This is a genomic window from Sagittula salina, from assembly GCF_017813235.1.
In the GTDB taxonomy this organism is placed as follows: Bacteria; Pseudomonadota; Alphaproteobacteria; order Rhodobacterales; family Rhodobacteraceae; genus Sagittula; species Sagittula salina.
This window is the reverse complement of record NZ_JAGISH010000007.1, coordinates 208,166-220,542: the sequence shown is the minus strand read 5'-3', so window position 1 is coordinate 220,542 and position 12,377 is coordinate 208,166. Positions and strand designations below refer to the sequence as shown.

Annotated in this window: 10 protein-coding genes and 6 pseudogenes; 10 read left to right on the top strand and 6 right to left on the bottom strand. The window is 63.4% G+C overall.

Annotated elements, in window-relative coordinates:
• Positions 1-41: 41 nt before the first annotated feature.
• From J5474_RS13940 to J5474_RS13920, 5 genes are all read right to left on the bottom strand, one after another.
• Positions 42-719, bottom strand: coding sequence for a DUF1194 domain-containing protein (locus tag J5474_RS13940; RefSeq protein WP_245216458.1), 678 nt, complete (start codon positions 717-719; stop codon positions 42-44).
• 11 nt (positions 720-730) lie between these two features.
• The gene (locus J5474_RS13935; protein ID WP_245216457.1) at positions 731-1,423 is read right to left on the bottom strand and encodes a DUF1194 domain-containing protein; all 693 of its coding nucleotides are present in this window, start codon (positions 1,421-1,423) and stop codon (positions 731-733) included.
• Positions 1,417-1,851, bottom strand: coding sequence for a VOC family protein (locus J5474_RS13930; protein ID WP_209361516.1), 435 nt, complete (start codon positions 1,849-1,851; stop codon positions 1,417-1,419). Before J5474_RS13930 ends, J5474_RS13935 begins: the two co-directional genes overlap by 7 nt.
• Before the next feature lie 60 nt (positions 1,852-1,911).
• Positions 1,912-3,282, bottom strand: a complete 1,371-nt coding sequence (locus tag J5474_RS13925; protein WP_209361515.1) for a surface lipoprotein assembly modifier — start codon at positions 3,280-3,282, stop codon at positions 1,912-1,914.
• Between the two features lie 68 nt (positions 3,283-3,350).
• Positions 3,351-4,409 (bottom strand): hypothetical protein, encoded by a 1,059-nt coding sequence (locus tag J5474_RS13920; protein ID WP_209361612.1) that lies wholly within the window; start codon positions 4,407-4,409, stop codon positions 3,351-3,353.
• Positions 4,410-4,606: 197 nt separating this feature from the next.
• Between J5474_RS13920 and thyA (J5474_RS22825) the strand changes: the two are divergent.
• Positions 4,607-5,142, top strand: a pseudogene (gene thyA / locus J5474_RS22825) (thymidylate synthase); the annotation flags it as partial.
• A 402-nt stretch (positions 5,143-5,544) separates the two neighbouring features.
• Positions 5,545-6,441: a thymidylate synthase gene (locus J5474_RS13910; protein ID WP_209361514.1), complete on the top strand. Its 897-nt coding sequence runs from the start codon at positions 5,545-5,547 to the stop codon at positions 6,439-6,441.
• Between the two features lie 31 nt (positions 6,442-6,472).
• Here J5474_RS13910 and J5474_RS13905 read toward each other — a convergent pair.
• Positions 6,473-6,598: pseudogene (locus tag J5474_RS13905) on the bottom strand (transposase); the annotation flags it as partial.
• A gap of 46 nt (positions 6,599-6,644) precedes the next feature.
• Here J5474_RS13905 and J5474_RS22820 point away from each other — a divergent pair.
• The 8 genes and pseudogenes from J5474_RS22820 to J5474_RS22810 form a co-directional block, all read left to right on the top strand.
• Positions 6,645-6,689 (top strand): annotated as a pseudogene (locus tag J5474_RS22820) (hypothetical protein); the annotation flags it as partial.
• A gap of 42 nt (positions 6,690-6,731) precedes the next feature.
• A pseudogene (locus J5474_RS13895) lies at positions 6,732-7,111 on the top strand (transposase); the annotation flags it as partial.
• A gap of 207 nt (positions 7,112-7,318) precedes the next feature.
• Positions 7,319-7,597 (top strand): annotated as a pseudogene (gene thyA / locus J5474_RS13890) (thymidylate synthase); the annotation flags it as partial.
• An 11-nt stretch (positions 7,598-7,608) separates the two neighbouring features.
• Positions 7,609-8,100, top strand: coding sequence for a dihydrofolate reductase (locus J5474_RS13885; RefSeq protein ID WP_209361512.1), 492 nt, complete (start codon positions 7,609-7,611; stop codon positions 8,098-8,100).
• The gene (locus J5474_RS13880; RefSeq protein WP_209361511.1) at positions 8,097-8,618 is read left to right on the top strand and encodes a hypothetical protein; all 522 of its coding nucleotides are present in this window, start codon (positions 8,097-8,099) and stop codon (positions 8,616-8,618) included. The genes J5474_RS13885 and J5474_RS13880 overlap by 4 nt, the downstream gene beginning before the upstream one ends.
• Positions 8,619-9,018: 400 nt before the next feature.
• Positions 9,019-10,977, top strand: coding sequence for a DNA topoisomerase IV subunit B (parE, locus tag J5474_RS13875; RefSeq protein ID WP_209361510.1), 1,959 nt, complete (start codon positions 9,019-9,021; stop codon positions 10,975-10,977).
• Between the two features lie 275 nt (positions 10,978-11,252).
• Positions 11,253-11,588, top strand: a pseudogene (locus tag J5474_RS23290) (Gfo/Idh/MocA family protein); the annotation flags it as partial.
• Positions 11,518-12,366, top strand: coding sequence for a Gfo/Idh/MocA family protein (locus J5474_RS22810; protein WP_425342890.1), 849 nt, complete (start codon positions 11,518-11,520; stop codon positions 12,364-12,366). The pseudogene J5474_RS23290 and the gene J5474_RS22810, both read left to right, overlap by 71 nt.
• Positions 12,367-12,377: the final 11 nt, after the last annotated feature.

Genomic DNA, 12,377 nt, shown 5'->3' with positions numbered 1-12,377 from the left:
GCCTCCGGCTCGGCGTTTCCAGTAGCCCCCTCCCCTGAAATCTAGCGCCCAGAGACCACGAGCACCGTCAGTTCGCGCTTCAGCTTGCGCACCATGGCCGCCTCGAAGCTATCGAACCCTGCCGCGCGCTCTACAAACGCATCCGGCCCCTGCACCACGTAGGCGGTGTAATAGTCCTCCAGCCGCGCGCCGAGATTCTCTCCCTCTTCGATCACCAACCCGTTGATCGTGATGCCATCGGGGCGCACAAGCCCCGGCCGGACCCCGGTATTCGATGTGCCATCGCCCGAGATGTCCAGAACCCGCTTCCAGCAACCCACCTGCTCCGCCAGCAACCCCGCGCCAAAGCGCTTCGCCGCGCCGAGGGCCGTGGAGGACGTCGATGCCCCGCGCGCCACGCCGCGCAGCCGTGCGGCAACGCCTTCCAGTGCGGGCGGACCGTCGATGGCCACCCATGGCACCACGACCCGCTGGCTTTCCGGCCCGGACCACTCGAAGACCGTTATCGATACCGGCGCGTCGGGCATTTCGAAAAGCGCCGCGCGGACCTCCGGGTGCATCAGCGCCGCTGCCAGCCCGTCCATTTGCAAACGATACTCGGTGTCATCCACCGACCCCGACACATCCAGCCCCAGCGCCAGCGCCTGCCGACAGGTCGCCTGAGCCGCCTGCCCCGCCGCGCCGGCAAGGCCCAGCAAGACCATAAGCGCCAGCTTCAAGTGCCCCGGCTTCACGGGTACGGTTTCTGGGGACGCAGGTCGCTCACGATGCGGTCGCTGATCTCGCGGAACAGCTTGCGTTCCATGGCGTTCTGGTAGCCCTCGTAGCCTTCCGCCGCCTCGAGGAAGGCACCCGGCCCGTGCAACACCTCGAACTCGAAATGCTCCATCACCGCCGGATCGGCGCCCAGCACCGCCAACCCGTTCACCGTCACCCCGTCAAAGGGAAAGTGCTTGTAGGCGTAGAATGGACCGAAGCCGTCGTTGGTCACGCCGTCGCCGGACACGTCGATCACGCGGCGGTCGCAGGACGGCGCGCGCTGCAACAGTTCCGCGCCGAAACCCAGCGCAAAGCCCAGCGCCGTCGGAAAGCGCCGGTAGGATCTCTCGGCGCCATACAAACGGGTGGCCACGGCCTCGATTTCCGTCCGGGTGCCCAGCATCACCCAATCCTGCACGATGCTCGACTGGCGCCGTCCGCTCCACTCATAGATCGCGAGCGCGATGGGGCCGTCCTGCGTGATCGCTCGGATCACATCTTCGGATACCAGCGCTGCCGCGACCCCGTCGCGCTGCAGGAAATACTCAGTCTCGTCCACCGAGGACGACACATCCAGCGCCAGTACCAACGCCAGCCGACAGGCAGAGGCCGCCCCCGGAAGGAGGGCGGCGCACAGCGTCAGACTGACGAAGAGCCTTACCAATGCCCCGTATTCTCCATGCTGGCCCAGGGCTCCTGCTTCGGCTTGGCCTCGCCCTCCTGCAACAGTTCGATGGAAACATTGTCGGGCGAGCGCACAAAGGCCATGTGCCCGTCGCGCGGCGGCCGGTTGATCGTCACGCCCGCGTCCATCAGTTTTTGGCAGGCCTCGTAGATGTCCGGCACGGTGTAGGCGAGGTGCCCGAAGTGCCGCGAATCGGAGGGCAGCCCGTCATCGCCGTCCCAGTTGTAGGTCAGCTCCACGTCCGCGTGGCCGTCCGCCATGTCCGGCGGGCACAGGAAGACCAGTGTGAAGCGGCCCTGCTCGCTTTCCTTGCGCTGGCGCTCCACCAGACCCAAAAGCTTGTAGAATTCGATGGATTTTTCCAGGTCCTTCACGCGGACCATGGTGTGCAGATACTTGATGCCCATAGGGTGCCTCCCGTTCTTCGGCCTTCGACAGCCCGAATTTTCGGCGAAAATTCGGGCTGCCTAGAACACCGATGTCAGTCCCAGCCGCAGGTTCGTCCCCCGGCTGTCATAAAGCGTATAATTGGAGCTTCGGTCCGTGAAGGAAAGCCCGATTTCCGGGGCAAAGCCATAGGCCCCCATCTTCGGCAGCACGAGGTCCAGCGAAACGCTTCGCGTGCGGTCTTCACGCTCAGGGCCGTTTGGCAACAGGATCCACGGCGCGTCGTAATTGTAGGCCCCGTATTGCAGCGACAGCTTCGGCAGCAGGCCCGCCACCGGCTCTGCCAGCGCAAAGGCCAGTACCACGGTCCCGTCAACCCGGCCCACGTTGTAGGCTTGGCTCGATGTCTTGCCCGCCGTGACCTCGAAATTCAGCACCCCACTGTCAAGGCGCCGCGTCAGCCCCATCCCCAGTTCGCGGCGGTCGCCGTTTCCGGTGCCCGAATCGTGGCGCTGCGTGCGCTCGAACCCCAGTTTCGCCGTGCCGTTCAGCGTGGGCGTCAACGCCTGCCCCACGCTCAGGTCCAGCCGCGCCACATCGGCCAGAGGCACGCCGCCCTGCCAGTGCCGCCGCAGGCTCACTTGCCCCGAAGCCAGCCGGTCGCCCCCGGTGCTGATCGCCTCCAGCGTCAGCGACCCGCCCAGCAGCGCGGTGCTCAGGTCGTCTTCTTCGGCACCCGGCACCTGCCGGGCGCTGTCGGTCAGCCGCACCCTGGTGCCGTTTGCGTAGAGTCCGTAATGCAGCCGCTTGTGCGCGCCCAGCATCTGCGAATATCGAAAATTCAGGCCCGCCCCATAGCGCAGCCCCTCCAGCGGCGGCGTGACCGAAATCAGCCCCCCCGGCACCTCCTGCGCCTCCGTGGGCGCGTTGTTGAGATTGTCGGACGGCTGTAAAAACAGGTCCATCCCGAAGCGCCACGGCGTCGTGCGCCGCACCATGCGGAAATCCTGCACTGCGGCGGCTCGGGTGACTTCGTCGGGGGCGATCTCGGCCGCGCGCCGCAGCCAGAGCTGCGCCCGCCCACGGTGGCCTGCCGCGCTGTGCATCTGTGCCATCATGACTGCGGCGTGGTACCGTTCCTGCGGCTTTTCCGCACTGCGCCACGCAGCCCTAGCTGCCTGCAGCGCCTTCGTCGGCCGTCCCACTTCGCGCAAGGCCCGTGCCTTCACGAACAGCGCTACGAGGTCGGCGGGATGGCCCATCAGCACCCCCTGAGCGAGGATCAGCGCGTCTTGCGCCCGCCCCGCCACCAGGGCGTTGGCCGAGGCCTTTCGGGCGTCATCCACGTCCACGCGCAGCGCCTGTTCCTGTGTCTGAGGAGACTGCCGGGCCTCGGGAGCCTGAGCCTGAGCCTGAACTTCCGGCCCAATCGCCACCAGCCCTGCCGTCAACAGTGCTCCGCCTATCCGCCGGACATCTCGCCAGACATGCAACCGGGCCTGCCGCAGTCCCGGTCGCATCAGGGCCGGCGCGCTTGAAAGACGCCTGTTTCACGCACCGTCGGTGACGTCAGGATCAATCCGGTTCCCGCGTCGACGCCCACCGCGCCCACGCCCTCGACAAACACGATGCCGGCCACTTCCTCGCCGTTGGGACCCGCGAATAGACCCTCCCAGGTCCCCGAAGCCGTCTGTGTCCCGCCCGTGGTCGTGGCATCGATCGTGGCGTCCTTGTCGATCGAGTTCCCCACCTGCAGCGTCGCCGTGGAGGAGGTGATCGTCCAGCTGTCGAAATTGATCTCCGCCGTCGCCAGCCGGATGAAATCCCGGCCCCCGATGCCCGCCACCTCCACGCCGTTCACGTCAAAGAACTGGCGGTTGACGATGAAGCCCTCAACCGCGCCGACATTGTTGAAGTCCTGGATGTCCACGTCGATGGACGAGGTGCCCGCGACGTACTGGATCTCGGTCGCAGTCCCGGATTCCACGATGGTGCGCACCGCCGCGTATTCGCCCGTGAAGACATAGCTCTGATCCGCATCTGGCAGCGATCCATCGCCGTTCAGCCGCTGAACGCCAGCCCCGCCGAAACCGTAGCTGACGTAGCGCCGCGACCCCAACGCACCAACCTGGCTGTAATCGCCCGGCGACCGGCGGAAGACGGCAAAGAACTCCGTGGTGGGCGCCGATGTGCCGCTGGCGTTGTTGTAGGTTCCAAAGCTCGACCCCGAGGCAGCCTGGTAGTTCGTCGTCGCCGCGTTGCGGACATAGACGTTGTCGTCGCCGTCAAAGGGCACGTTGTCGAACACCACCTGGTCCGTTGCCGGATCGTAGCTCATCCCGTTGGCGGTCAGGTCGGCATTCATGTCGGTGGCGTAGATCTCCCCGGGATCGGAGGTGGTCGACCCAGAAGACCCCGACGACGAGGACGTGACGCATTCCTCCGCCGTATCCGCCACCAGAGGCTGGTTGCACGTCGCGATGCCGACGTCGGTGCCCGTTTGCAGGACACTGCCGCCCTCCGACGTGCAGGACGCAAGCGCGCTCGCCAACGCGAACGCTGCGATATACCGATTCATACTGACTGCCTCAGGTCTTGCCTATTGTTTTGCAGCCAGCCTGCGGGTGCCCTGTGGAAAAGTCAATCGAACCCGCCCCCTGCCCGCCTCATCTGCGGCATTTTCGCCCCACTACCGCCACGCCCCCGTCGACTCTGCCGGGCCTCCTCCATATTTTGCGGACAAAGCCCACAATGCCACTCCCCCTAGAGGCCCCCATGCAACAAAACCACGACGGGCTCCGCACCGTTCTGGAGCACGGCACCGAAACCACCGACCGCATGGCACCGGCACACGCCGCTACTTCGGCCTGCAATACCGCTACCCCCTGTCCAAGGGTTTCCCCCTCGTGACTAAAAAGAAACCCCACCTGCGCTCCATCATCCATGAGCGTTTGTGGTTCCTCTCGGGCGACACCGACATCGGCTACCTGAAGGAGAACGGCGTCTCCATCTGGGACGAATGGGCGGACGAGCACGGCGACCTCGGGCCAGTCTACGGCCACCAGTGGCGCCACTGGCCGAACCCGAAGGACGACCGCCGTGGCGAAATCGACCAGATCGAGACGCTGCTTGACCAGATCCGCGCCACGCCCGATAGCCGCGGCCTCATCGTCTCTGCCTGGAACCCCGCCGACGTGCCCGACATGGCGCTGCCTCCCTGCCACACCCTCTGACAGATGCGCATCGCGGTTGCAAAGCTGCACCTGCAACTCTACCAGCGCGCGGCCGACCTCTTCCTCGGCGTGCCGTTCTTTTCCGGCATAGCAAATATTCTCCTGACGTCGGGGCGGAAGGGCGCAGGGGCCGACGGGCGGCCGCGGCAATTGATGAACAGGCGCCGCGCAGATCGAGCACGCATGGCGTCACGTGGGCGGGCGCGGCTTCTCGCGAACCGGCAGAGCCCCCGCTTGGCGCGCGAGGCGCCTAACAATCGAACTTGGCAACTGGTGCGTGGGCGCGGAGAACAGCCGGTAGGGCTGCCGAGGGAGGGTCGGGCGCAGCCGACCAGTATAAAGCAAACATTTGGAAACCCGCTCTACCGGCATCGGCCCGCAATAGTGCTATTGCCCCAGGTGGAAGCGCTGGATGTAGCTTGCCGCGTTCGTTAATGTCGCCAACATGTTACTCCCCCCTTACCGTCGCGAGGTCTGCGCATGAGGCATCCTGAATACCAATACCTCGACTTGCTCGCCCAAGTTCTTGAGAGTGGAGACGAGCGCGTCGACCGGACTGGTGTCGGCACTCGGTCCATTTTCGGAGCCATGGTGCGCTTTGACCTTTCCAACGACACGGTGCCCATCCTTACGACCAAGCGCGTCTACTGGAAGACCGCAGTGAAAGAAATGCTGTGGTTTCTGACAGGAGGAACCAACATCCAGCCGCTCTTGCGCGAAAACGTTCGCATTTGGACGGACTGGCCTTTGGCGGCCTATCGACGAGAGACTGGCGAAAACATCACGCAGGAGGCTTTCGAGCAGCGCATTGTCGATGACGATGCATTTGCTACACGATGGGGTGAACTCGGTCCCGTGTATGGCAAACAATGGCGCCGGTGGCTGGGTTCAGATGGAGAAGAGTATGACCAGATCGCCGATCTGATCCGGACGCTCCGCGAGAACCCCGCGAGCAGACGGATGCTCTTCCATGGTTGGAATGTCGCGGAACTCGGCGCCATGGCCTTACCTCCATGCCACATGGTTTACCAATACCACGTTACCTCAGACGGCCGTCTGAATTGCCTGTTGTTTCAAAGGTCTGTCGACCTGCTGCTCGGCGCCGCCTTTAATTATGTCGGCGCCACTGCCCTACAGTTGATGTTGGCGCAGCAGGCTGGACTCCGTCCGGGGGAGTTGGTGTGGGTCGGCGGTGATGTCCACCTATACCTCAATCACCTCGATCAAGCGCGCGAGCAAATTTCGCGAAAGCCTCGCCCATTTCCACGGATGAAGCTACTGCGTCACGCGAAAAGTATTGATGACTACCGGATCGAGGACTTCGAGGTTGAGGGATACACTCCCCACGCAGCGATCCGAGCGGAAGTCGCAGTGTAGCGGTCAGTACGCCCGACAGGGTCAGGCCTCCTAGCCAGTAGATGGCCGTGGCGGCGAGAGCGATAGCAGAGAGGAAGACCTTCGGGCACCGGTCGTATCGCGTGGCCACCCGCCGCCAGTCCTTGAGCCTGCCGAACATAGCCTCGATCACTGCCCGGCAGTGCATTGCGAAGCAATGTCACGAGAGCGGTGTGCTGCGTCAGATGGAGGGCGGTGTGCCCGCCGCTGAGCTGTGCCGCGAGCACGACATGAGCAGCGCGACGCTGTACAAATGGCGTGCCAAGTACGGGGGCATGGGTATCGAGATCGCCTTCTCACTGCCCGCCGAGCGCGTCGTCCGGGCGCTGAACCAGATCATCGAATGGCGCGGTGCGCCTCGAACCATTCGCGTCGGCAACGGCCCGGAATACATAAGCGGCATCCTCATGGAATGGGCCGAGCTCAAGGGCATAGTCCTGACTCATATCCAGCCGGGCAAGCCGCAGCAGAACGCCTACGTCGAGCGGTACAACTGCACCGTCGGCACGAGTGGCTGGCCCTGTACATCTTCGAGAGCATCGACGAGGTGCGGAAGATTGCAACTGGGTGGCTCTGGTCCTACAAAAACGAGCGCCGCAACATTGGCAAGGGCGGCCTGACACCCGCCCGGAAACTGAGAATGGCCGCGTAGATTCTACGCCCAGGCCCCCACAAAAATGGGGGGATTACCCCTACGAGTGCCTGAAAGGCGAGGGCTACGGAGAACAGGATAGTCAGACCCTTCCAACGTCTCCGGACGAATCGGAACTAACGAATGGAGATGGAAACCATGGCTGAAGGAAAAAGAGCCGCCAAACGAAACGCAACAATAGCGTTTTTTCACAAACCTCAGGTGACCGGAAAACCGTTCAACATCGCCTCCTACGCACTCTTGCAACGCATGCTCGCCCATGTCACCGGCTTTGAGCCGGGCCACTTCATCCACACCATGGGCGACGCGCACATCTACTCCAATCGCATTGAGCAGGTCGCCCTGCAACTCTCCCGCGAACCGCGCCCCCTGCCGACTCTTCCCCTCGCGCGCAAGATCGGATCTCTCTTCGACTTTCGCTACGAGGATTTCACCTTCGAGAGCTACGACCCCGCCCCGGCCATCAAGGCCCCCGTGGCCGTCTGAGGAGCCCCAGCATGATCACCCTCATCGCCGCCCACGACCGCAACCGCGCCATAGGCAAGGATGGTGGCATCCCCTGGCACATCCCCGAGGACCTTGCCCTCTTCAAGCGCGAGACCCTCGGCGGCGCCATCGTCATGGGCCGCAAGACCTGGGAGTCCCTCCCCTTCAAGCCGCTGAAGGACCGCCTCAACATCGTCGTCTCCCGCGACACCTCCCTGGCCGAGCACGTCGCCGGCAGCGTCGAGGACGCCATCGCGCTCGCACAGTCCAAGGGCTACTTCCGCATCTACGGCATCGGCGGACAAGGCATTTACGAGGCCATGCTGCCGCTGGCGGATCGGCTGCTGATCACGCATGTTGATGTGGAGGTCGAGGGGGCGGACGCGTGGTTCCCCGAGGTGGGGGAGGGGTGGACGGAGGTGGGGAGAGCCGAAATCGTTAAAATTGAGCATAATGCTCAAACTTTTGAAGCGCTTCGATTGAAATGGGACGCACGTTCATGACCACAGCATTCACAAACTCTCTCTGGCTCTTTTTGGGCATCGTGGCAGGTTCTTTGATCCAATTACTCCTGCAATATGTCGAGAGACAACGGCAGGCTTCAGCCGCCCTCAAGGTGTTACAAAATGAGATTATTTTCAACCTACGAGTAGCAGATGAGTTTCTCCAGATTGTGGAAGATCAGATAAGGCCACTGCAATCCGGAGAGATCGAGCCGCGAGATTTCTACTTCCCAACCCATAGCTTTGACTATTCAGCTTTGGGACCCTTAAACAATTCAGGGTTTCTTCACCTACTTCTTGGACCCGACCGAATGTCGAGACTCCTGCGTTTCCAAGGCTTTTTTAATAACGCGCACGGTTCAGCCCTTTCACATCAGCTTATATCAAATGCAAACTCTGGAAAGGGTATTCAATTTTTGCAGAACGTGGTGAAATCCGCGAAGGTTCACCGAAGCGGTTTGGAGTCCGTCCTAAATACACGAAAAAAACTCATGCACTTAGAGTTAGCAGACCGTTAAACGGAAATTGTCGCCGATCTGCGGCGTAGCGCTCCGACGGCGGATCGGATGCGCTTTATCCCGACACATCCTCGGGCCGGGCCTTCGCCCTAGAAAGCCGGGACCCAGCCCAACCATAGCGCCCCCCCGGGGGGGCTGGTCATGCCGGAGGCATGCCTCCGGCATGACGCTGGCGCGGCGGCCTGCGGCCTTGTCCCGCGTTCGAGGGACCGAAGCTCGACCGAAAGTCTTGATCCGGGGCCGCGTACCCGCCCTACCCCGCCGTGTGGGTTGTGCATGGCTTGCGTCACCCCGGCGCCACCCGATTTCCGCGCTGCGGCATGCGCGAGGGAACGGGTGGAACGCGCCTCTCCGACATGCCATACTGCCCGTCAATCAACAGAACAAACCGAGCACGCACATGGCAGACGATCTCCTCCAATCCGCAGCCGAGCCGACCTACGACGCCTCCTCCATCGAGGTGCTCGAGGGGCTGGAGCCCGTGCGCAAACGCCCCGGCATGTACATCGGCGGTACTGACGAACGGGCGCTGCACCACATGGTGGCGGAAATCCTCGACAACTCCATGGACGAGGCGGTGGCCGGCCACGCCAACCGCATCGAGATCACGCTGCATGCCGATTACGCCGTGGAGATCCGCGACAACGGCCGCGGCATCCCGATCGACCCGCACCCGAAGTTCCCCGGCAAGTCCGCGCTGGAGGTCATCCTCTGCACGTTGCACGCAGGCGGCAAGTTCTCCGGCGACGCCTACGAAACCTCCGGCGGCCTGCACGGAGTCGGTGCCTCTGTCGTGAACGCGCTCTCCGACTCCATGGTCGTGCAAGTCGCGAAGAACAAAGAGCTTTTCGAACAGCGCTTCTCTCGCGGGATTCCGCTGGGCGGCGTCGAGAAGGTCGGCCAGGCCCCGAACCGCCGCGGCACCGCCGTCACCTTCCACGCAGACGAAGACATCTTTGGACACCACCGTTTCAAGCCCGCGCGCCTGTTCAAGATGGTGCGCTCGAAGGCCTACCTGTTCTCGGGCGTGGAGATCCGCTGGAAGTCGGAAATCGACGACGGCGAAACGCCCACAGAGGCCACCTTCCACTTCCCCGGCGGCCTTGCCGATTACCTCACCGAAACACTCGGAAAATCAAGCACCTACGCTGACGCGCCCTTTGCCGGGGTGGTCGATTTCAAGGAACGCTTTCAGGTTCCCGGCAAGGTCGAGTGGGCGATCAACTGGACGCCCTCCCGCGATGGTTTCATCCAGTCCTACTGCAACACGGTCCCCACCCCCGAGGGCGGCACCCACGAGGCAGGTTTCTGGGCTGCGATCCTGAAGGGCATCCGCGCCTACGGCGAGCTGGTGAACAACAAGAAAGCCGCGCAGATATCGCGCGACGACCTCGCCACCGGGGGCTGCGCGCTGGTGTCCTGCTTCATCCGCGAGCCTGAGTTCGTCGGCCAGACCAAGGATCGCCTCGCTACCACCGAGGCCGCGCGCCTTGTGGAAAACGCCGTGCGCGACCACTTCGACAATTGGCTGGCATCCGATACGAAGTCCGCCGGTGCCATCCTCGATTTCCTCGTGCTCCGAGCAGAGGATCGCCTGCGCCGCCGTCAGGAGAAAGAGACCGCGCGGAAATCCGCAACAAAGAAGCTGCGCCTGCCCGGCAAGCTGACCGACTGCACCGCGAAGAACCGCGAGGGCACGGAATTGTTCATCGTCGAGGGCGACTCGGCCGGCGGTTCGGCTAAGGGCGCGCGTTTCCGCGAGACGCAGGCGTTGTTGCCGCTGAAGGGCAAGATCCTGAACGTGCTCGGCGCGGCCTCCAACAAGCTGAGCTCCAACGCCGAGATCCGCGACCTTTGCGAGGCGCTCGGCGTGCAACTGGGGACGAAATTCAACATCGACGACCTGCGTTATGAGAAGATCATAATCATGACCGACGCAGACGTGGACGGCGCGCATATCGCCTCTCTTTTGATGACCTTTTTCTTCACGCAGATGCGGCCGCTGATTGACCAGGGGCACCTGTATCTTGCCTGCCCGCCGCTCTATCGTCTGACGCAGGGGGCGAAACGGCTCTATGTCCCTGACGACGCCGCAAAGGAGGCCGCGCTGGCGAAGGGGCTGGGCGGCAAGGGCAAGATCGACGTTCAGCGCTTCAAGGGGCTGGGCGAAATGGACGCCAAGGATCTGAAGGAAACCACCATGGATCCGAAGACCCGGACCCTGATCCGGGTAACCATCGACGAGGACGAGCCGGGCGAGACCGGGGATCTTGTCGAACGTCTGATGGGCAAGAAGCCCGAACTGCGCTTTCAGTACATTCAGGAAAACGCGCGCTTCGTTGAAGAACTCGACGTCTGAGCCTACAGGGGGACGGGGCCGATCCGCCCCCGACGCCCCGGCTTGGCGCATCCCCCCCTATCTGAAAGATCATCAAACTGGGTCCATTTCTGGATCGTTCCAACAGCCGTGTTGACAATATTGGAACGATACACTAGCGAAATGGAACGTTCCATACGGATTCAGTTCCGTCGGGGCCGCGCCCTGCGCGACGGGTCGGGAGAACCCGCGCAGCGTGCCATGGCGGAGTAGGGGCAGCGCAGCTTCTCGCCCCGGAGGTCAGGGAGGGGACACCCATGCGCGAGATAAGAGTTGCCGTCCTTGGCGCATCCGGCTGGATGGGCAAGGTCCACACCATGGCCTACCAGACCTTCCCGCATTTCTTTGGCACCGGTGGCGGGACCGCCCGCGTGGTGGCGCTGGTGGAGACCAACCCACAAGCCGCGAAGGACCTCGCCTTCCGCGCGCCAGGAGCCAGGATCCTGCAGGACTGGGAGGCCGCCGTGACCGACCCGGAAATCGACCTGATCGACATCTGCCTGCCCGACAGCCTGCATTACGATGTGGCAAAGGCCGCCCTTCTCGCGGGTAAACACGTCTACTGCGAAAAGCCGCTCGCCGATACCGCCGACGAGGCCCGCGAGCTGGCCGACATCGCCCGCGAGAAGGGCGTCATCACCCGCGTCGGCCACGCCTTCCCGCGCAACCCCGTGCACGATCTGGCGAAAGAGATCATCACCTCCGGCGAGATCGGCGAGATCACGCTTTTCAAGGGCTGCCAGCACATCGACACCTTTAGCGACCCCATGGCCCCCTTCATGTGGCGCGCCGACCGGGATCGTGGGGGACACCGGCAGCCATGTCTTCAGCTTCATGGAGTTCCTCGTGGGCCGGGTCTCGGCCCTGATCTCCGATGCCTACATCGTCACGGCCACCCGCCCCCTGCCCAACGACACGGACGCACGCGCGCGAGTCACGAACCCGGACGGCGCCAACATCCTTTGCCGCTTTGCCAATGGCGCGCGCGGCGTCGTCGATTTCAGCCGCACCGCCACGGGTCGCAAGTTTGTCCAGAGCTACGAAGTCTACGGCACAAAGGGCAGCCTGCTTTACGCCTACGACGAGGTGAACCGCCTGCGCTTTTACACGAACGCGGACCGCGAAGGCCGCCGGGGTTTCCGCGAGATCGACGTCGGCCCGGAGCACGAGACCTTTGGCGCGTTCCTGCCGCTGCCGAACTTCGCGCTGGGGTACAACGAAAGCAAGATCATCGAGGTGGCGGAGGTCGTCCGCTCCGTCGCCTCCGGGCGGCCGATGTGGCCCACCTTTGAGACCGGGCACCACCTTTGCCAGATCATCGACGCTTGCATGGAATCGTCGCGCCAACGGGCCTGGGTCGAGGTTTCCTGATCCGCCCGACC

Coding starts and splice junctions, on each gene's coding strand:
- J5474_RS13930 (WP_209361516.1), bottom strand. CDS start 1,851: ATGGGCATCAAGTATCTGCACACCATGGTCCGCGTGAAGGACCTGGAA.
- J5474_RS13920 (WP_209361612.1), bottom strand. CDS start 4,409: ATGAATCGGTATATCGCAGCGTTCGCGTTGGCGAGCGCGCTTGCGTCC.
- J5474_RS13910 (WP_209361514.1), top strand. CDS start 5,545: ATGAGGCATCCTGAATACCAATACCTCGACTTGCTCGCCCAAGTTCTT.
- J5474_RS13885 (WP_209361512.1), top strand. CDS start 7,609: ATGATCACCCTCATCGCCGCCCACGACCGCAACCGCGCCATAGGCAAG.
- J5474_RS13880 (WP_209361511.1), top strand. CDS start 8,097: ATGACCACAGCATTCACAAACTCTCTCTGGCTCTTTTTGGGCATCGTG.
- parE (WP_209361510.1), top strand. CDS start 9,019: ATGGCAGACGATCTCCTCCAATCCGCAGCCGAGCCGACCTACGACGCC.
- J5474_RS22810 (WP_425342890.1), top strand. CDS start 11,518: ATGTGGCAAAGGCCGCCCTTCTCGCGGGTAAACACGTCTACTGCGAAA.